The sequence below is a fragment of the Microbacterium sp. IO18 genome, assembly GCF_049099505.1.
Classification (GTDB): Bacteria; Actinomycetota; Actinomycetes; order Actinomycetales; family Microbacteriaceae; genus Microbacterium; species Microbacterium aurugineum.
Window position 1 is genome coordinate 250,304 of sequence record NZ_JBMJAF010000002.1, and the last position, 18,826, is coordinate 269,129.

Sequence of the window (18,826 nt, forward strand, 5' to 3'; positions counted from 1 at the left end):
TTTCGTCCCTCCTGGACGTAGACGTTGGGTTTAGCACTCAGAGTGAGAGAGTGCTAACGCCATTCTGGCACTCGACACCTTCGAGTGCAAGCCGCCGGGCGCGGGTCGCCTCCGGAGGTCAGGAGGCGGGCTCGTCGGCGGGTGTCTCCGGCGCGGAGGGCGACCGATCGAGACCGATCACCACGGTGAACTGCTTCTCCCCGTCTTCGGTCTGACCGGAGTAGTAGTCGCTCTGCTGGACCTGTGCGCCACCGAGGAGGTTGGCCAATCCGATCGCGGCCTCCTCATCCTCTTCGTTGACGTAGAAGACGGTCGTCTCGGCGAAATCCTGGCTGGAGCTGTCGCCGGCGAAGACGTCGTCGGCTGCCCAGCCGTTGTTGATCAGGGTGTCGCGCATCTGCGTGTCGAGACCCTCATCCGGCGTCCCGTTCAGGACCATCACGGAGATGGTCGGGTCGACGATCCCCGTGTCGACCGGCGACGGGACCACGGACGGCGCGGCCTCGGGGAACAGCGAGACCCGCCCCATCACGACGAGCGAGCCGAAGATGCCGGCGATGATGAGGATGAGCGCGGCGACGAAGGACCACAGCAGCACGACCCAGCCGTTCATGCCGGGAGCTTCGGCGCGGTGCGCTCCCACGCGTCCGGAGGAACGGGGAACGTCATCGAAACGATCGCGGGAGGGCTTTGACACCCCTCGATGCTAGCGGCAGGTTCCTGTCAATCGGTTCTGCGGCGGGGCGACGACGCCCCCGCGATTCGGGCAGGACCGCTCAGCCGACGAAACCGGGGGTGCGTGCGCGACGCCGTGCCGCTCGCGAATCGCGGAGTCGACGGAGCCTGCGCACCAGCATCGGGTCGTATTCCAGCGCGACCTCCGAATCGATCAGACGTCCGAGGAGCTGGTAGTAGCGCGCGGCGCTCATCCCCAGCTGCGTGCGGATGACCTCTTCTTTCGCCCCGTCATGCCGGGGCCAGGTCCCTTCCAGGGCGAGGATCGCGCGATCGCGCTCCGTGAGGTCTCCGATCATGGGTACAGGTTAGGACGCGTTCTCAGGCAGAGCCGCTCGCCACTCCCACCAGCGCCCGAGCGGATCCGCGGCAGCGCGCACTCGACCGTCCAGCGCGACCACGAAACCCGGCCAGTCGTCCGCATCGACCGGCGGCTCCCAGACGTCGAGCACACCCGGCGGATCGATCGTGATCCAGCGCGCGTCCAGGCCGTCGATGGTCGCGACGAGCGCGTTCCGGGACGCCCACGGGATGTGCACGAGCACCCCCGGCGTCGTGATGACAAGGGTGGCGTCGTGCGGGGCGGACGCGGCGAGCGCCTCGATGGACGCCAGCGCATCTCCGGCGACGAGCCTCGGAGGATCGGCCGCGACGATGTCGAGGGCAGCGGCGATGCGCTCATCGCGTCCCGTCTCGCCCGGCCACACGAGCCCCCGCAGCCAGCCACGGTCACGCTCGTCCCCCGCGTTGAGCGGGGCCAGGTCGATTCCGGCACGCCAGACCACCTCCGGTATCCGCAGGGGCGGCAGGGGTCCGGACACCCGGGTCTCCAGCACGACCGAGGACGGTCCGTCCACCGGATCCAGTGCGACACGCACCTCCCCGTGCTCATCGGCGACGCGGTACGAATACCGATCCGGATAGAGACAGAGCCCGGCTGCCGCGCCGACCTCGAGCAACGCCACCGGGCCGGGTATCTCGGAGAGCACGGGAAGGAGGGCGGCGAGTCGAAGCGGCTCGTTGGTCTGCAGCGACCGGCGGGCGCACTCGACGACGATGTCGTCCGCATGCTGCAGCACGAAGCGCCGCCACTGCGGGTATGCGGCCAGCGGTGCGCCGAGCATCCGGGTGACGGCGAACACCAGCGGCGGCTGCCTCCTCGTCTCCGGGATCCGGCGGAGGACCGCCCGCACCGCATCGTCCTCCGCGATGCCGCCCGCCCATTCGGCGTAGAGGGCGCTGCGACCCGGCGCCTCGTCACGAGCGAAGCGCGCATACCGCTCCTGGACAGCATCCGTCATCCGTCCATTCTGACGCGAAGCACCCGAGAGGCCGTTGCAGGAGGGAGAATGGAGGCGACTCAGGAGGACACATGTCGTACAGCGTGGACAAGACCGAAGACGAATGGCGCGAGGAGCTCGGCGATGAGCGATACGCCGTGCTGAGGAAGGCCGCCACCGAGCGCGCGTGGACGGGAGAGCTTCTCGACGAGGAACGCGCGGGTCTCTACACCTGCGGCGCCTGCAACGCCGAGCTGTTCAAGAGCGGGACCAAGTTCGACTCCGGCTGCGGCTGGCCGAGCTTCTACGAGTCGATCCGCCCCGATGCGGTGGAGCTCCTCGAGGACGACAGCCTGGGCATGGTGCGCACCGAAGTCCGCTGCGCCAACTGCGGCTCGCACCTCGGCCACGTGTTCCCGGACGGGTTCGGCACGCCGACCGGCGACCGCTACTGCATGAACTCGATCGCGATGAACTTCACCCCCGACGCCTCGTGAGCGCCCTGGACGCCGTTCGCGCGCGTCAATCTTGGTCGAAGGTGGAAGACACGGCCCCCGGCCGCGAGGAGTTGCTGACCTTCGTGGCCGCCGCCGGTCGCGTCGCCGATCATTCCTCGTTGCGCCCGTGGCGGCTCATCGAGCTCCGGGGCGCGGACCGCGAAGTCCTCGGCGCCGCCATCGCGAAAGCCCAGGGCGACTCCTCCCCCTCCACCAAGCCGCTGAGAGCTCCGCTGCTGATCGCCGTCGTCGCGAGCTACCGCAAGAGCGAGAAGGTGCCGCGCTGGGAGCAGGAGGCCGTCGCCTCCGGCGTTGCGCACATGCTGAGTCTGCTGCTCGATGAGGCCGGGTGGGGCGTGATCTGGCGCACGGGTCACTACACCCGCACCAAAGCAGTGGCGAAGGCTCACGGCCTCGGCAAGGACGAAGAACTTCTGGGCTGGCTCTACGTCGGTGGCAAGCCGGAGGGCAAGAAGGCGGGACGCCGCAAGATGGTCGATGCGCGGAAACTGCTCACGCGCATGCCCGCTCCCGGGTCGACTTCCCCGAAGAAGTCGAGCAAGAAGAAGAAGGCCGAGAAGAAGAAGTAACGCGTCAGCGGCGCCACAGCCGCGGGACCGCGACGAGTACCGATGCGACCGCGACGGTGACCATCGCGATGACCTGCCAGAGGGCGGGCCCTGCCGCAGCCGGCCAGATCAGGTCGATCGCGACCGAGGTCAGAAGCTGCCCGAGCACGGACCCCAGCCCCATCAGGAGCACTCCGGTGTGCCCGACGATGAACGCCCCGAGGAGGATGTAGCCGGCGCCGAGGAACCCGCCCAGATACAGCCATGGCTCGGTGGGGAGGGCATCGGGCATCCCCCGGAACGCGATGCTCGCTCCGGCCGCGAGCATCAGCACGACCGTTCCCGTGATGAAGCTCATCAGGGTCGCCGCAAGCGGCGAGCGCACGCGCTGGGCGAGGCGTCCGTTGGTGGCCGCCTGCCATGCGATGCCGACGCCCGCGGCGAACGGCAGCAGCAGCATCCACAGCGGAGCTGCCGCGAGCACGTCCCCGGACAGGGAGATTCCGACGGCGGCGAGCGCGAGCACCCCACCGGCGACGCGCCCCGGCGTGACTGCCACGACACCGGCCGGCCCGAAGCCGATCCGATCGAGCACGAGTCCGTGCAGTGTCTGGCCCGCGACGACGCCGACGCTGAACAGGGAGACCCCCATCACGCCGGCCGTCAGCCCCTGCGTCGAAACCGTGAGCGCTCCGCACGCGCCGCCCAGCAGCATCCAGAACGGGATGGTCTTCTCACGGATCCCGCGCCACAGACGCCCGACACCACGACGGGCCGACGGGATGCAGGAGATCACCGCGACGAGGGCCAGCAGGCCCACCGAGAACGAGAGCAGTCCCGCGACGATGCCGTCATCGACGCGCACCCCGAGCACACCGTTGATCCGCGCCTGGACGGCTGTCATGACCCCGATCGCGACAGCTCCGCCGAGTGCCAGCGGAGCGGGGAGGCGGCGGGGTTCTGGCACCCATCGACCCTACCCGAGCACGCCTGCCTCGCCCGGTCGCCTGCGCGATGTCGGAGCCCGGGTCTACGCTGACGGCATGTGCGCGAGCTACGGCCTCGATCCCCGGTTCACCGACGACGCCTATCGGGATGCGCTCGATGCCGACGTCCTCGAAGGGCTCCGCTCGTGGGCAGCGGGCAACGACGGCGAGATTCTGCGCCCCACGGGAAAGAACCTGCGCAACCTGAACCCGATCATCACCGACCCCTCCACTGTGCAACTCGCCTGGTGGGGGTATCTGGTCAACGGCGCGCCCGCGAGCTTCGCGTCGATCAACACCCGATCGGAACGACTCGCCACTGCCAAGGGGGCACTCCCCGATCGCGCGATCGTGCCGGTCTCGTTCTGGCGAGAGATGGCCAAGCCGTCCCGCATCTGGCACCACTTCACCGCACCCGATGACGGTCTCCTCGGGCTGGCAGCGGTCACTCGGCCCGGACGCACCGCCGACGGTGTCGACTACACCTGCTACAGCATCGTGATGCAACCCGCTGCGGGGCATCTGGCGCACATCCACGACCGGATGCCCTTGCTCATCAATCCGGGTTTCGCCGAAGAATGGCTCACGACGCCGAACGCACCCGGGGAGTTGATCAACGCGGCCGTCGCGGCTGCCGCTCCGATCAATGACCGGATCCGTGTGGAACCGGCCGACGGGCGTTCCTCGTGATCTGAACACCACGGTGACGAACAGGTGAACTCTTCCGGCACCGGTTGCGCCGGATATCGACAGGCGTCAATATAGACACATGTCGATTCAAGAGGGCCCCGTCGCCACCCACGCCATCGGGCGGGAAGCAGCCTCCTCCGTTGCCGCGACGTTGAAGGCTCTGTCGGATCCGCTGCGGCTGCGGATGCTGTCGGCCATCGCGTCCGACCCGCGCGGGGAGTCGTGTGTCTGCGATCTCGCCGAGCTCGCCGAGGTCTCTCAGCCGACCGTCTCCCACCATCTGAAGGTGCTCAAGGACGTCGATGTCCTCACCTCCGAACGGCGAGGAACCTGGGTCTGGTATCGGATCACCCCGAACCGCCGCAGCGCGGTCACAGCTCTGCTGGAGTCGTTCGCGCCCGCGACGCTCGCACCCGGGGGTGTCACATGCGACCACGATCACCCGCGACCGGACTTCGACGCCCGCGTGACCCGTCTCGCGGTCGAGCTCGCGGCGGAAATCCCCGACCTCGACCCCGACGTGGTGCTCACCATCGTCCGAGAGTCGTACACCGCGCTCGCGCGCACCGCCAGGGTCACTTCCGCCCTCGTTCCTCTGACCGAGCGCTTCGCGCGTCAGCGACTCGCGGACCTCACTCGTGACCGCGATGCGTCCGTCCCCCAGGTGCTCTTCGTCTGCGTCGCCAACGCCGGACGCTCGCAGCTCGCCGCCGCGCTCGTCAACACGCTCGCCGCCGGCAAGGTCGTCGCACGCTCGGCAGGATCCGCGCCCGCGGACATCATCCACCCGCACGTCCGCTCGATCCTCGCCGAGATCGAAGGCGACCGGGCTGCCGAGCGCTTCCCGAAGCCGCTCACCGACGACGCCGTTCGCGCGGCCGACATCGTCATCACGATGGGCTGCGGCGACGTCTGCCCGATCATCCCCGGCGTGCGCTACGACGACTGGGCCGTCGGTGATCCCGCCCTCGCGTCGCGGGAGGGCGTCGAAGCCATCCGCGACGACATCGCCGCCCGCGTGCGCGCGCTCGTCGACGATCTTCTCTCTTGACCACACCCTCGCACCAGGAGCAACCATGACTGACACGACCACCGCCAAGCCCTCCGTCCTCTTCGTCTGCGTGCACAACGCCGGACGCTCGCAGATGGCCGCCGGGTTCCTCCGCGACATCGCCGGCGACCGCATCGAGGTCCGCTCCGCCGGCTCCATGCCCGCCGACCAGATCAACCCGATCGCCGTCGAGGCCATGAGCGAGCTCGGCATCGACATCACCGCCGAGCAGCCCAAGGCACTGACGACCGAGGCCGTACAGGCGTCCGACGTCGTGATCACGATGGGGTGCGGCGACGCCTGCCCGTTCTTCCCCGGCAAGCGCTACGAGGACTGGAAGCTCGACGACCCGGCGGGCCAGGGCATCGATGCTGTCCGCCCGATCCGCGACGACATCCGCGCGCGTATCGAGCAGCTGGTGAACGAACTGGTCTAGACGAGGCCCGAGCCCCGAATGTCCTCCGCGGGGAGGACGTCCGGAGCAGAAGACGGTACCTGGGGCGGATGCAGAGTCCGGAGGGTGCTCCGTAGCGTGGATGTCATGATCACAGCAGAAGGCCTCACGAAGAGGTTCGGAGACAAGACCGCCGTCGACGACGTGTCGTTCACCGTCAAGCCGGGCAGTGTCACCGGGTTCCTCGGACCGAACGGCGCGGGCAAGTCCACCACCATGCGCATGATCGTCGGGCTGGATCGCCCGACCTCCGGCCGCGCAGCCGTCGCCGGGCGTGAGTACCGCAAGTTGCGCGCTCCCCTCACCGAGGTCGGCGTGCTGCTCGACGCGAAGGCCGTGCACACCGGGCGCACCGCGCGCAATCACCTTCGCGCGATGGCGGCGACCCACGGCATCCCTTCCTCGCGTGTGGACGAGGTCATCGACCTTGCGGGCATCGGCTCCGTCGCCCGCAAGCGGGCGGGCAAGTTCTCCCTCGGGATGGGACAGCGCCTCGGCATCGCCTCGGCACTGCTCGGCGACCCGCACACGCTGATCCTCGACGAGCCCGTCAACGGCCTCGACCCGGAGGGTGTCCGCTGGGTGCGCCAGTTCGTCCGGCATGCGGCTTCCGAAGGGCGCACCGTGCTGCTCTCGAGTCACTTGATGAGCGAGATGGCGCAGACGGCGGATCACGTCATCGTCATGGGTCGCGGTCGGGTGCTCGCGGATGCGGCCCTGGCCGACCTCGTGCGTTCCTGGACCAGGAACACCGTGCGGGTTCGCACGCCCCGACCGGCTGACCTGGCCGCGGCCGTGGGCGGCCCGGATGTGGAGATCGTGAGCTCCGCTCCTGATCTGCTCGACATCGTGGGACTGCCCGCCGCACGCATCGGCGACCTGGCCGCCGATCGTGGCATCCCGCTACACGAACTCACCCCCACCACCGGTTCGCTCGAAGACGCGTACCTCGCCCTCACCGGCGACTCCGTCGAGTACCGCACCAAGGAGATCTCATGACCACGACACAGGCACCCGCTCCCACGCGGCCGCGCGTCGACACCGGTCGACGCCTGACGTTCGTGCGCGCACTGCGCGGCGAGTGGATCAAGCTCGCCACCCTGCGCTCCACCTGGTGGTCCATCGGGATCGCCGCAGCTCTCACCATCGGGATCGCCGTGCTCATCGCACAGGCGGTCGACATGCCGGGCTTCGAGCCGATCCAGGCCGTCATCATGCCGATCCAGTTCACCATGCTGCTCGCCGGCATCATCGGCGCGATCTCGGTCACCGGGGAGTACTCCACCGGCATGATCCGCTCGACCCTGACGGCCAACCCGATCCGCGGATCCGTGCTGGCGGCGAAGTCGATCGTGCTCGCCGTGTTCCTGTTCCTGTCGTCGCTGATCATCTTCGCCCTCGCGGCCGCCGCGGTCTCTCTCGTCGTGGCACCGCGCGACCAGAGCATCGATTGGTCAGACCCGTCGATGTCGCTGCTCCCGATCGTCGTGGCCTCGCTCTCGATGGCGGTCTTCGCCCTGATCGGTGTGTCGTTCGGATTCATCCTGCGCTCCGGCGCGGGTGCGATCGCCGCGACCGTCGGTGTGCTGTTCGTACTGCCGATCGTGGCGAGCTTCTTCACCTTCGCCGGCGAGACCTGGGCATGGCTCGTCGATGCCGCGAACTACCTCCCGGTGGCAGCCGCGCAGAGCGCCATCCTGCCCAGTGATGGCGCCCCGCTCGATACTCCTGTGGCCTTCCTGACGCTGGCCTGCTGGGTCGCCGGCGGCGCCCTCGTGGCCTGGGCGGTTCTGCGCACCCGCGACGCGTAGAGTCGGGTCCGTGAGGAGAACGCGAAGCCGCAGCGACTCGGTCCGTGAGGACGAGGAGCTGCGGCTTCCGCGTGCGCCCGGGCTCTTCCGGCGCTTCTGGGCGCGGCACCCGGTGCTCGCCGATGTGCTGCTCGCGCTTCTCTGCCTCCTCCTCTCGCTCGTCCCCGCCGGGCGACTCCTGGACGATTCGATCCCCGAGGCGACCGCCATCGCGATCAACATCGCCACGCTGTCGATGGTGGTCCTCGCCTGCAGCACCCTGCTCTGGCGGCGCCGGGCGCCGCTGGCCCCCTTCGTCGCGTCGGTGGTCCTGGGCACCGTGGGCCTGTTCACGGGGTTGTCCGGCGGGCTGATCCTTCTGCTCGTCGCCTGCTACGGTCTGGCGGTCTACCGCTCCTCCCGCGCCGCCTGGACCTGGTACGGAATCGGCGCCGCGTGGTTCGTCGGCCTCACCACTCTGCTCATGCTCTCGGGCCGGGTCGTGCTCCAGAGCGGGCTCGACACCGCCCTCAGCTACATCGTGCTCGGCTTGATCGGCACGCTCATCGGCGTCAACGTCGGAGGACGCAAGCGCTACCTCTCCGCCGTCATCGATCGCTCCCGACAGCTCCTCGTCGAACGCGATCAGCAGGCCAAGTTGGCGGCCGCCTCCGAGCGCGCACGCATCGCCCGCGAGATGCATGACATCGTGTCGCATTCGCTGACGGTGATCGTGGCGCTCTCCGAGGGCGGCGCGGCGACGTCGGACCGCGAGCAGGCGCGCAAGGCCGCGCTCTCGACGGCGGACACCGCTCGTGCCGCGCTCACCGAGATGCGGTCGATGTTGGGCGTCCTGCGTGGGGACGATTCACCGCTGCCTCTCGCGCCGCTGCATCCGGTACCGCCCCGGGACACCGTCGAAGCCGCGCAACGCGCCGGCTTTCCGGCCACGCTCACCGTGGTGGGGCAGCCCGACGTCTCCCCCGCAGTCGCACACGCGATCGGTCGCATCGTCCAGGAGGGCGTGACCAACGCGATGCGCCATGCACCGACCGCATCGGCGATCACCGTACGCCTGGACTATGGACCGGACACGGCGACGATCGAGATCGTGAACGACGGCGTCACGGGCGAGGTCGGAACCGCCGGTTTCGGTGTCCGCGGACTGTCCGAACGTGCGGCCCACGTGCACGGCACGCTGCAATCGGGGCCGGCCGGTGAAGGACAGTGGGTGCTGCAGGCCGTGCTACCGACAGGGGGAAGCGCTCCCGGCGCCGGGAGCGAGTCGATGGAGGGCGACAGATGACAGACGCGATCAGAGTGCTCCTGGTGGACGATCAGGAGCTCATCCGAGTCGGGTTCCGCATGGTTCTCGAAGCCGAGGGCGACATCGTCGTGGTCGGTGAGGCCGCCGACGGGAGAGCCGCGATCACGCAGAGCAGGAGCCTCGCCCCCGACCTCGTGCTGATGGACATCCGCATGCCGGAACTGGATGGCATCGCGGCCACCGAGACGATCGTGCGCGAACATCCGCAGACGAAAGTGCTCGTGCTGACCACCTTCGACCTCGACGAGTACGCCTTCGGCGCCATCCGCGCGGGCGCGAGCGGCTTCCTGCTGAAGGATGCGCAGCGACAGGAGATGATCTCCGCCGTGCGCGCCGTGCACCGCGGAGATGCCGCCCTCTCACCGCGCGTCACACGGATGCTGCTCGAGCACGTGACGCCGCACCTGGGACCCTCCGCGGCCCCGGCGCCCGACGCGGCGGAGAGCGCCGCGCTCGCCTCCTTGACCGAACGAGAGCGCGATGTGTTCCTGGCGATCGGACGCGGCCTCACCAATGCCGAGATCGCCCAGACGCTCTACGTGGGCGAGTCCACCGTGAAGACGCATGTGGGCCGGGTGCTGACCAAGCTCGCCGCCCGCGACCGCATCCACGCGGTGATCCTGGCCCACCGACTCGGCCTCGTCGGCGACTAGCCGCCTCGCATCACGCCTGGGCGGGACTCCACTCCGAGACCTGATCGAGCACGGCCACCTCTTCCGGGGAGAGTTCGAGGCGTGCTCCCGCGAGCAGGTCCGGCACCTGCTCGACCGAGCGGGCGCTGGCGATCGGTGCGACGACGGTGGGCTGCGCACGCAACCAGGCGAGCGAGGTCGCCGCGATCGACGCGCCGTGGGCGTCGCCGATCTCCTCCAGCGCGTCGATGATCCGCAGGCCGGCCTCGGTGGCGTACTTCGCGGCGCCCTGTGCGCGCGGAGAGGCCTGACCCGCGGCATCCGTCGAACGGTATTTGCCGGTGAGGAACCCGCTCGCGAGAGAGTAGTAGGGGACGAGCCCGAGCCCGAACTCCTCGGCGACCGGGATGATCGTCTCCTCGACCTCGTTGCGGTGCACGAGGTTGTAGTGCGGCTGCACGGCGACCGGCACGGCCGCGCCGGTGCGCCGGGCGATCTCGATCCATTCCCGGATCCGATCGGCCGAGTAGTTCGAGACAGCGACGTGCCGCACCAGGCCATCCGCGACGAGCTGGCCGAACGCGGCGACGGTCTCCTCCAGCGGGACGGTCTCGTCATCGAAGTGCGCGTAATACAGATCGAGCTCGTCGACGCCCAGGCGCATCAGCGATGCCTCGGCCGCCTTGCGGATGTTGCCCGCGGACAGCCCTCGGAACTGCGGGTGCTGGCTGACCTTGGTCGCGACGACGACGCCGGCGGGCTTGCGGGAGGCCAACCATTCGCCGACGATGGTCTCGCTCTCCCCGCCCTCGTTGCCCGCCACCCAGGAGCTGTAGGAGTCGGCGGTGTCGATGAAGTCGCCGCCCCCGTCCACGAAGGCGTCGAGCACCGCGAAGGAGGTGTCGCGGTCGGCCGTCCAGCCGAACACATTGCCGCCGAGCGAGAGCGGGAGCACGTCAAGATCACTACTGCCGATACGAGTCATGTCGGTCATAACCGCTCGCGGTGCCTTGCGCATTCCCGCTCGCCCCCTCCTCCTCGAGCCGAACCTGCGACGGGCGCCCGACGAGACGCGGATCGGGAGCATGAGCGATCAGGGGGTCCTTGCCGGGGTAGTCGAATCGGGCGAGAACGCATCTCATGGCTTCGAGCCGCGCTCGCTTCTTGTCGTCCGAGGCGATGACGATCCACGGGGCGGCCGACGTGTCGGTGTGGAAGAACATCGCCTCCTCTGCCGCCGTGTAGTCCGCCCACCGATCGACGCCGGCGAGATCCGTCGGACTCAGCTTCCACTGTGTGACCGGATCCGCGCTGCGTCGCTGGAACCGCCGCCTCTGCTCCGTCTCACCGACGGAGAACCAGAGCTTGACGAGACGGAGGCCCGATCCCACGAGCATCCGCTCGAACGAGGGAGCCGTCTGCAGGAACTCCTCGTAGTCGGCGGACGAGCAGTAGCCCATCACCCGCTCGACACCGGCACGGTTGTACCAGGAGCGGTCCATCAGCACGATCTCGCCACCGGACGGCAGGTGTGCGACATAGCGCTGGAAGTACCACTGGGTGCGCTCGGCATCCGTGGGCTTGTCGAGAGCGACGACCCGCGCCCCGCGCGGATTGAGGTGTTCCATGAAGCGCGTGATCGCCCCTCCCTTGCCTGCCGCATCCCGCCCCTCGAACAGGACGAGCACACGTTCGGAAGCGCTCTTGACATGGAATTGGAGTTTGAGGAGTTCGATCTGGAGCAGTCGCTTCTCGTGTTCGTATGCCGCCGCGGAGAGCTTCTCGGTGGGCGGATAGCCGTGCTGCCCCTCCGTCGCGACCGCGGCCACGTCTGATGCGCTCATGAGGTACGTCCCTTCCAACCGGCCGATCCGAGCGCACCGCGCCTCACCGCGGCGCAGGTGGCCGGACCGGGGAGGCGGCCACCTGCGCCGTCTCCCCCGGTACGACTCCATCGGGCACCGGAGGATCGGCGTGGGTAACATATCACCCACTAAGGTGATATGTCAGGATACGAGATCACACCGCAGAATCGGCGAAAGGCGCGAATCGCGACTATCGTGCGGGGATGGGAACGATCCAGTACGGCAACGGCGAAGAGATCCACATCGAGGACCGCGCGCTCGCCCATCTGAAGGTGGTCATCGCGACCAAGCTCCGCCGCAACGAGAGCTTCACCCTGTCCTGGCGTCATCCCGATGGCGAACCCGCCGGACGCTCGACGATCTGGCTGCACCCGTCCATTCCGCTGCGTTTCACCTTCGAGGCACCCGAGGCACCGCAGCTGAATCCGACCTGGATCCAGAACCTGATGCACTCCGCGAGCTCGACGGGCGGGATCAGCCTCGTCGACGAGGTGCTCGACGTGCCGCAAGAGGCGTGACACCGTGGCACCGCGCGAAGAGCACGTCGACGGCCGCCCCACGGGGAATCCCGCGACCCGGGAGCGACATGGCGAGGTGAGACGGCGCTCGCTCCTGGCTGGTGCGGCATGGTCGGTTCCCGTGATCGCTGCGGCTGTCGCGACACCGCTCGCCGCCGCATCGGCGGGTGCGCGTGGGCGGTTCGTGATCGAGTCGATGTTGGGCGGCACCTGGATCGATCCCGAGTACTACGGGGCATCGATCCAGCTGCGCAACGACGACACACAGGCCGTCTCGCTGCCTGTCGAGCCGATCACCAGCGGCGTCGTCGTCGTGACGTTCGCCTCGATCGATGTCGGCGCCGTGGTACCCGCCATCATCGCGAACGCCGGCGGCGGCAGCCCCGTCGTGGGTGCACTGCCGGCGACCGACCCGACGTGGACGGCCGGAGGCGCGGTCGACAACGGCGACGGCACGGCGTCCTACACACTCGTCTTCGCAGGGTCGGTGCCCGGTCAGGGCGTGACCCACGTCAGCTTCGGCATCCTCGGCTCGAGCCCGCTGCATTCAGGCATCACCGTGGAGGTCCGAGCCACAGGCGACCCGACGGACGGGACGACGAGCTCTCGCACGGTGACCCTGTTCTGAGTGCCACCGGGTGAGTGTGCCGCCGGTCACCCCGTCCGGGTGAGAAGAACGGCAGCACCCACGTCGAGGGCCGCAGAATCGGCTCATGCACAGAGGCGCCTCGGACGAGCCCACCCCCACGACACGTGTTCTGGACATCATCACGGTCGTCCTGCTCTCGGTGACCGCGGTCGTGACGGCGTGGTGCGGCTTCGAGGCCTCGAAGTGGGGCGGCGAGATGTCCATCGCATTCAGCCAGGCCTCCAGCGCTCGCGTTCAAGCGGCTTCCGCCCAGTCCACGGCCCAAGCTGCGCGACAGTACGACCTCACGCTGTACACGGAATGGGTTCTCGCGGAAGCCGACGGACGGGACGATCTGGTGAGCTTCGTCGAAGAACGCTTCACCGAGGAGTTCGCGGTGGCCTTCGACGCGTGGACCGCGGAGGGGCGCACCGCGCGCGGGCCATTCGTGATGGAGGAATACGTGCCGCCCGGCACACGGGAAGCCGAGCAGTTGAGCGCGCGAGCGGATGCGAAGTTCGACGAAGCTCTCACAAACAATCAGCGCGGCGACAACTACTCCCTGCTCACCGTGCTGTTCGCGCTCGTCCTGTTCTTCGCCGCGATCTCTCAGCACCAGGCGGTCCCCTGGCGACGCCGGGTGTTCCTCGGCCTGAGCGGCGTCATCGTGCTGTGCGGACTCGCCCTGTTGATCACGTTCCCGATCAAGATCTGACCCGGGTGGACGCCGCCCCGACCAGAACCCCCACCGCCGCCATCAGAGATAGGCGATGTGCACGTCGTCGATGAGGCCGTCGAAAGGAAACGGCATTCGATCCGCATACCGACGTGAGACGGGGCCGCCGTATGCGCGCCCGATGTCGAGGCAGTCGTTCGCACTGAACAGCAAGGGCGCGCTGACCGGCACCACCCCGGACGCCACCTCGACGCCATCAGCCCGGAGCACGACCTTCAGCGGACCGCCTGGTCGACGTTCCACGTAGTCCGTCACCACTTCGATCACCGACTCCCCTGGGGCGAGAGGCGACTCTGTCGCGATGGTGGTCCGTTGGATGAGGAAGAGGTTGTACTCATAGGTGAGGACACCGTCATCGAGGAAGCACGTCAGCCCGCCTCCCGAACCCCCGAGCTTGTACAGAACCCCGTTCGCCCGCTCCGGAAGGGTGACGCCCAACCGGACCACGTTCGGCTTGTTACCGAGAGCGGGAGCGCAGAACTCCGGAATGCGGAACGTGTCGCCCGTGAAACTCCACTCCGTGTACGGCGGCGCGATGCGCTGTTCCGGATGGAGGGCGACGACCCACAGCCCGCCCCCGACGGGCAGCACCTTGTTCTTGGCCGCTTCCATGGCGAAGAGTTCTTTGAGCTGTGCGAGCTTCTCCGGGTGCTCCGACGCCACGTCGTGGGCCTGGCTCCAGTCGTTCTCGAGATCGTAGAGCTCCCACAGGTCCTCATCCGGGGTCCAGGTCCGGATACCCGCAGGCAGGCCTTGCACCCAGGGCAGACGCGGTCCGATCGCGGAGGCCATCCACCCATCCGAGTAGATGGATCTGCTCCCCATGATCTCGAAGTACTGCGTGTGCCGGCGTCCTTCCGCCTCCGCATCGGCGAGCGAGTACGCGAAGCTGACGCCGTCGAGGGGCTCCTGGGGGATCCCGTTCACCACGTCGGGTTCGCTGATTCCCAGGATGTCGTAGATCGTCGGCACGACGTCGATGACGTGGTGGAACTGAGTACGCGGAGTCGCATCGGGCTGGAGCCGCGCGGGCCACTTCACGATGAGCGGGTTCCGAGTGCCCCCGAGGTGCGAGGCCAGAAGCTTCATCCCTTGGTAGGGAGTGGAACCCGCCCAGGCCCAGCCTGCGTGATACTGGTTGTCGGTCGCGGGCGTGCCGATCGCGTCCAGTCCTCCGAGCTCTTCGAGTGCGGCGATGTGATCGGAGACGTTGCTCGGGATGCCGTTCTGCGCGAGCAGCTCACTGATGGTGCCGTTCTGCCCCTCGCCGGACGAGCCGTTGTCCCCCCACAGGTAGAGGACGATGGTGTTCTCTCCGTAGCCGAGTCGTTCCACCTCGTCGATGACCTTGCCCGCCTGCACGTCGACGTGCTCGGCGAAACCGGCCGCGACCTCCATCAGACGACGTTGGAATGGCTTCTCGTCATCGGGAATGTCATCCCATGCGGCCATCTCGGGATGGCGGGGAGTGAGCTCGGCATCGGCGGGGATCCACCCTGCGCTCTTGGCCCGTTCATGGACGCGTTCACGGTACGCATCCCACCCGTCGTCGAACTTGCCCTTGTACTTGTCGGCCCAGTCCTTGGTGACGTGATGGGGACCGTGGATCGCTCCGCTCGCCCAATACATCAGGAACGGCTTCTCGGGCGCGAGCGCCTTGTGCGCGCGGAGCCAGCCGATGGCATCATCGGCGATGTCCTCGCTCAGGTGATATCCCTCCTCCGGCGTCTTCGGCGGCAGCACGACCGTCGTGTTGCGCACCAAGTTCGGTTCATACTGCGACGCCTCCCCCGCGAGGAAGCCATAGAAGTACTCGAACCCGTATCCGGTGGGCCACCTGTCGAAAGGACCGGCAGCGGTGGTCTCCTCCGCGGGAGTGTTGTGCCATTTCCCCCACGCCGCGGTGGAGTAGCCGTAGTTGCGCAGCACCTCCGCGACGGTCGCCGTGCTCTTGGGAATGTGGCCAGAGTACCCGTCCCAGTCGTTCGCCAGCTCGGCGATCTGGCCGTTCCCGACCCGATGGTGGTTTCGCCCTGTCAACAACGCCGCTCTCGTGGGCGAGCACATCGCCGTCGTGTGGAACCTGTTGTAGCCGACTCCCTCGTCACGCAGCCGGTCGAAAGTCGGCGTGCTCACCTCGCCGCCGAGCGACGTCGGCAATGCGGGGCCTGCATCATCGATCAGAACGATCAGGATGTTCGGTGCATCCGAGGGAAGATGCGACTCGACAGGCTTCGGGGAATACGTCGATTCCTGCATGATGCGCCCCGCGACGCTTCCCGATGGCGGCGGCGGAAAGGGCAGCACCCTCGCGGGCGGCAACGGTGCCGAACGAATCGGCCGAACTCCTTCGGATCCAGCAACCATCGACTTCTCCGAACTCCCGCCAGAGACGAAGGTCGGATCGATCCGAGCACCGCGCACTGGATGGCGCTCAAAGTAGCGCATCGCCCCCTCGTCGACAAGACCTCGTCGCGTCGACGAGGGGCCTCCCATCGGGGCTTTTCACTGCGTGTGCTGAGCCGACTACGGGACTCGAACCCGTAACCCCCGTATTACAAGTACGGTGCGCTACCAATTGCGCCAAGTCGGCGGATGCCATCAGCTTAGCGACGGCATCGACCCCCTCCGAATCAGGGGGCGGGTGTGGAGGTCGGTGTCGGGGTCGGCGTTTCGCGCGACGCGTCGCTGGCGACGCTGAGGACGAACTGCGAGAACTCGGCGGGATCGTCCATGGCGCCGACGTAGGCCTCGCCGTTCGCCACGATCATCGGGGTCGCGGTCAGCACCAGGTCATCTGAACCGGCGAGCGGGCCGTCCAGTGCCCGGGTCGTGGCTTCCTTGGCCCAGCTGACGAAGTCGCCGTCCTCGATGCACGAGCGGACGGCCTTGCCGTTGTCGACGCCGACCGCGAGAGCGAGATTCGCGAGGTCTTCGTCGGAGAGACCATCGCTGCCGACCTCGGGCTGATCGTCGAGCAGCTCGTGGTTGAACGCGTAGAACTGCTCGGGCGAATGCGTGGCGACGCACGCCGCAGCCGCAGCCGAACGCAGCGAGAACTTGGTGCCGTTCGAGCTCGCGGTGAGCAGGGCCACCGGGTGGTAGCTGACGGTGACCGCGCCTTCCTTGATCCATCCGGCGAGCTGGCGGGCGTTGGCACGCTCGAACATTCCGGCGTCGGGCGACAGGTAGTCGACGTAGACGTGGATGTCGACCTTCTCGGACGCCGTCGGCTCCGGCGTCGGAGATTCGGAAGCGCCCGCGTCGCTCGGCTCGGGCGTGGGGGTCGTGGGTACCGCAGCGGATCCTGCGAAGGCCTCGACGTCGGTGACGACGACGCCGTCCGATTCCATGCCGGTCGGTGTGAGCCGCGGCTTGGACACCTGCGATGACACCGCCAGCGTCACCGCCGTGCCGATCGCGCCCACCGCGACCAGCGCCACGGCGCCGATGATGATCCGTCGCATGAGGCGCGCCCGCGACTGCTGGGCGTGCACTCTCTGGGCCTTCTCCCGCACGACCTCGCGGGAATTGCGTGGCGTGGGGACGTTCGGCGTTTCGTCGCTCGACATCGTTCCTCTTGTAAGTCTCCAGGGGGGTCCGGGTTGGCCCCGACCGCCGCTCGGCGACGATCGCCGCAGCGCGCGGCCGAGTTCGATGCTAGCGATTCAGGCTGAGAAATACCCAGGTACCCCGGTTCATGCCATACTGATCCCGACCCAGAGTCGGGTCACGGCGGGTTCACTCCGCCGCTTCATCACTACGGATCGTCCGGCACGTACCTGCCGGTGAAGGAGAAACAACGATGGCATCTGTGACTTTCGACGAGGCCACCCGCCTGTACCCCGGCGGAACCCGTCCCGCTGTCGACAAGCTGAACCTCGAGGTCGGTGACGGCGAATTCCTCGTCCTCGTCGGTCCTTCCGGGTGCGGTAAGTCGACCTCCCTCCGCATGCTGGCCGGCCTCGAAGAGGTCAACGCCGGCCGCATCCTCATCGGCGACCGCGACGTGACCGACGTCCCGCCGAAGGACCGCGACATCGCGATGGTCTTCCAGAACTACGCGCTGTACCCGCACATGACGGTCGCCGAGAACATGGGCTTCGCCCTGAAGATCGCGGGCGTCGGCAAGGAAGAGCGTGCGGCCCGCGTGCTCGAAGCCGCCAAGCTGCTCGACCTCGAGCCCTACCTGACCCGCAAGCCGAAGGCCCTCTCGGGTGGTCAGCGTCAGCGTGTCGCCATGGGACGCGCCATCGTGCGTCAGCCCCAGGTGTTCCTCATGGACGAGCCGCTGTCGAACCTCGACGCCAAGCTCCGCGTGCAGACGCGTACGCAGATCGCCTCGCTGCAGCGCCGTCTCGGTGTCACCACGGTCTACGTCACCCACGACCAGACCGAGGCTCTGACCATGGGTGACCGCATCGCGGTCCTCAAGGACGGCCTCCTCCAGCAGGTGGGCTCCCCGCGCGACCTGTACGAGAAGCCGAACAACGTCTTCGTGGCCGGCTTCATCGGTTCGCCCGCGATGAACCTGTTCGCTGCCGACCTCGCCGACGGCGGCATCCGCTTCGGCTCGGAGATCGTCCCGCTCGATCGCGACACGGTCGGCCGCGCCAACGGCAGCCAGGTCACGGTCGGTGTGCGCCCCGAGGACATCACGGTCGGACCGGCCGACGGCAAGGGTCTTCCCGTCGTCGTCGACCTGGTCGAAGAGCTCGGCGCCGACGGCTACCTCTACGGCCACACCGAGATCAACGGCAAGCGCAGTGACATCGTCGCCCGTGTCGACGGCCGCAACCACCCGAACGCCGGCGAGACGGTCACGCTCGCGGCGAACCCGGGCCACGTGCACGCGTTCGACATCGAGTCCGGCGACCGCCTGAACGACAAGCCGGTCGTCTCCGTCTGATCGGATCCACAGACGCGGGGGGGGGGGGGGGGGGGGGGGTGGGGGGGGGGGGGGGGGGGGGGGGGGGGGGGGGGGGGGGGGGGGGGGGGGGGGGGGGGGGGGGGGGGGGGGGGGGGGGGGGGGGGGGGGGGGGGGGGGGGGGGGGGGGGGGGGGGGGGG

General features: G+C 68.3%; 21 protein-coding genes and 1 tRNA gene. 13 read left to right on the top strand and 9 right to left on the bottom strand.

The genetic code is table 11. From position 1 onward, the window contains the following. Window positions 1-118 precede the first annotated feature (118 nt). The 3 genes from ACLF6J_RS12805 to ACLF6J_RS12815 all read right to left on the bottom strand — a co-directional run bounded on the left by ACLF6J_RS12805 (window position 119) and on the right by ACLF6J_RS12815 (window position 2,036). Window positions 119-697 carry a LytR C-terminal domain-containing protein gene (locus ACLF6J_RS12805; RefSeq protein WP_227991732.1) on the bottom strand — a complete coding sequence of 193 codons (579 nt, stop codon included), beginning with the start codon at window positions 695-697 and terminating at the stop codon, window positions 119-121. Between the two features lie 79 nt (window positions 698-776). Next, on the bottom strand, window positions 777-1,034 hold the full coding sequence (locus ACLF6J_RS12810) for a DUF3263 domain-containing protein (RefSeq protein ID WP_047521479.1): 258 nt from the start codon (window positions 1,032-1,034) through the stop codon (window positions 777-779). Window positions 1,035-1,043: 9 nt separating this feature from the next. Beyond that, window positions 1,044-2,036, bottom strand: a complete 993-nt coding sequence (locus ACLF6J_RS12815) for a DUF2332 domain-containing protein (RefSeq protein WP_134351915.1) — start codon at window positions 2,034-2,036, stop codon at window positions 1,044-1,046. Between the two features lie 71 nt (window positions 2,037-2,107). Here ACLF6J_RS12815 and msrB point away from each other — a divergent pair, with 71 nt between their 5' ends. Both msrB and ACLF6J_RS12825 read left to right on the top strand, forming a co-directional pair. Further along, complete coding sequence (msrB, locus tag ACLF6J_RS12820) at window positions 2,108-2,512, top strand: peptide-methionine (R)-S-oxide reductase MsrB (RefSeq protein ID WP_047521486.1); 405 nt, start codon at window positions 2,108-2,110, stop codon at window positions 2,510-2,512. Continuing rightward, window positions 2,509-3,102: a nitroreductase family protein gene (locus ACLF6J_RS12825; protein WP_134351917.1), complete on the top strand. Its 594-nt coding sequence runs from the start codon at window positions 2,509-2,511 to the stop codon at window positions 3,100-3,102. Before msrB ends, ACLF6J_RS12825 begins: the two co-directional genes overlap by 4 nt. A gap of 4 nt (window positions 3,103-3,106) precedes the next feature. Here ACLF6J_RS12825 and ACLF6J_RS12830 read toward each other — a convergent pair whose 3' ends face one another. After that, window positions 3,107-4,018 (bottom strand): DMT family transporter, encoded by a 912-nt coding sequence (locus tag ACLF6J_RS12830; protein ID WP_134353867.1) that lies wholly within the window; start codon window positions 4,016-4,018, stop codon window positions 3,107-3,109. A gap of 106 nt (window positions 4,019-4,124) precedes the next feature. Here ACLF6J_RS12830 and ACLF6J_RS12835 point away from each other — a divergent pair, with 106 nt between their 5' ends. The 7 genes from ACLF6J_RS12835 to ACLF6J_RS12865 all read left to right on the top strand — a co-directional run bounded on the left by ACLF6J_RS12835 (window position 4,125) and on the right by ACLF6J_RS12865 (window position 10,032). Beyond that, complete coding sequence (locus tag ACLF6J_RS12835; RefSeq protein ID WP_134351919.1) at window positions 4,125-4,757, top strand: SOS response-associated peptidase family protein; 633 nt, start codon at window positions 4,125-4,127, stop codon at window positions 4,755-4,757. A gap of 79 nt (window positions 4,758-4,836) precedes the next feature. Continuing rightward, entirely contained in the window at window positions 4,837-5,808 is a 972-nt protein-coding gene (locus ACLF6J_RS12840; protein WP_134351921.1) for a metalloregulator ArsR/SmtB family transcription factor, read from the top strand. A gap of 25 nt (window positions 5,809-5,833) precedes the next feature. Beyond that, on the top strand, window positions 5,834-6,244 hold the full coding sequence (locus ACLF6J_RS12845) for an arsenate reductase ArsC (protein ID WP_134351923.1): 411 nt from the start codon (window positions 5,834-5,836) through the stop codon (window positions 6,242-6,244). A gap of 105 nt (window positions 6,245-6,349) precedes the next feature. Further along, entirely contained in the window at window positions 6,350-7,261 is a 912-nt protein-coding gene (locus tag ACLF6J_RS12850; RefSeq protein WP_047521497.1) for an ABC transporter ATP-binding protein, read from the top strand. Continuing rightward, window positions 7,258-8,073 carry an integral membrane transport protein gene (locus ACLF6J_RS12855; RefSeq protein ID WP_047521499.1) on the top strand — a complete coding sequence of 272 codons (816 nt, stop codon included), beginning with the start codon at window positions 7,258-7,260 and terminating at the stop codon, window positions 8,071-8,073. Before ACLF6J_RS12850 ends, ACLF6J_RS12855 begins: the two co-directional genes overlap by 4 nt. Window positions 8,074-8,083: 10 nt before the next feature. Beyond that, a complete protein-coding gene (locus ACLF6J_RS12860) occupies window positions 8,084-9,358 on the top strand; it encodes a sensor histidine kinase (protein ID WP_134351925.1) in 1,275 nt (424 codons plus the stop codon). Beyond that, window positions 9,355-10,032 (top strand): response regulator transcription factor, encoded by a 678-nt coding sequence (locus ACLF6J_RS12865; protein ID WP_134351927.1) that lies wholly within the window; start codon window positions 9,355-9,357, stop codon window positions 10,030-10,032. Before ACLF6J_RS12860 ends, ACLF6J_RS12865 begins: the two co-directional genes overlap by 4 nt. A gap of 10 nt (window positions 10,033-10,042) precedes the next feature. Here the strand turns inward: ACLF6J_RS12865 and ACLF6J_RS12870 are convergent, their stop codons facing one another. Together ACLF6J_RS12870 and ppk2 are read right to left on the bottom strand one after the other, a co-directional pair. Next, window positions 10,043-10,996: an aldo/keto reductase gene (locus ACLF6J_RS12870; RefSeq protein ID WP_134353868.1), complete on the bottom strand. Its 954-nt coding sequence runs from the start codon at window positions 10,994-10,996 to the stop codon at window positions 10,043-10,045. Continuing rightward, entirely contained in the window at window positions 10,977-11,855 is an 879-nt protein-coding gene (ppk2, locus tag ACLF6J_RS12875; RefSeq protein ID WP_134351929.1) for a polyphosphate kinase 2, read from the bottom strand. Before ppk2 ends, ACLF6J_RS12870 begins: the two co-directional genes overlap by 20 nt. Before the next feature lie 224 nt (window positions 11,856-12,079). On the opposite strand from ppk2, the gene ACLF6J_RS12880 reads away from it, so the two are divergent. The 3 genes from ACLF6J_RS12880 to ACLF6J_RS12890 all read left to right on the top strand — a co-directional run bounded on the left by ACLF6J_RS12880 (window position 12,080) and on the right by ACLF6J_RS12890 (window position 13,737). Beyond that, window positions 12,080-12,394, top strand: a complete 315-nt coding sequence (locus ACLF6J_RS12880) for a hypothetical protein (RefSeq protein WP_047521504.1) — start codon at window positions 12,080-12,082, stop codon at window positions 12,392-12,394. A gap of 4 nt (window positions 12,395-12,398) precedes the next feature. Beyond that, on the top strand, window positions 12,399-13,022 hold the full coding sequence (locus ACLF6J_RS12885) for a hypothetical protein (RefSeq protein ID WP_134351931.1): 624 nt from the start codon (window positions 12,399-12,401) through the stop codon (window positions 13,020-13,022). 85 nt (window positions 13,023-13,107) lie between these two features. Then, window positions 13,108-13,737 (top strand): hypothetical protein, encoded by a 630-nt coding sequence (locus ACLF6J_RS12890; RefSeq protein ID WP_134351933.1) that lies wholly within the window; start codon window positions 13,108-13,110, stop codon window positions 13,735-13,737. Between the two features lie 42 nt (window positions 13,738-13,779). On the opposite strand, the gene ACLF6J_RS12895 is transcribed toward ACLF6J_RS12890, so the two are convergent. From ACLF6J_RS12895 to ACLF6J_RS12905, 3 genes are all read right to left on the bottom strand, one after another. Next, window positions 13,780-16,017 (bottom strand): arylsulfatase, encoded by a 2,238-nt coding sequence (locus ACLF6J_RS12895; RefSeq protein ID WP_134351935.1) that lies wholly within the window; start codon window positions 16,015-16,017, stop codon window positions 13,780-13,782. A gap of 261 nt (window positions 16,018-16,278) precedes the next feature. Continuing rightward, window positions 16,279-16,351, bottom strand: a tRNA-Thr gene (locus ACLF6J_RS12900). A 40-nt stretch (window positions 16,352-16,391) separates the two neighbouring features. Next, window positions 16,392-17,330, bottom strand: a complete 939-nt coding sequence (locus ACLF6J_RS12905; protein WP_134351937.1) for a DsbA family protein — start codon at window positions 17,328-17,330, stop codon at window positions 16,392-16,394. 233 nt (window positions 17,331-17,563) lie between these two features. Between ACLF6J_RS12905 and ACLF6J_RS12910 the strand changes: the two genes are divergently transcribed. After that, a complete protein-coding gene (locus tag ACLF6J_RS12910; protein WP_047521512.1) occupies window positions 17,564-18,667 on the top strand; it encodes an ABC transporter ATP-binding protein in 1,104 nt (367 codons plus the stop codon). Window positions 18,668-18,826 lie beyond the last annotated feature (159 nt).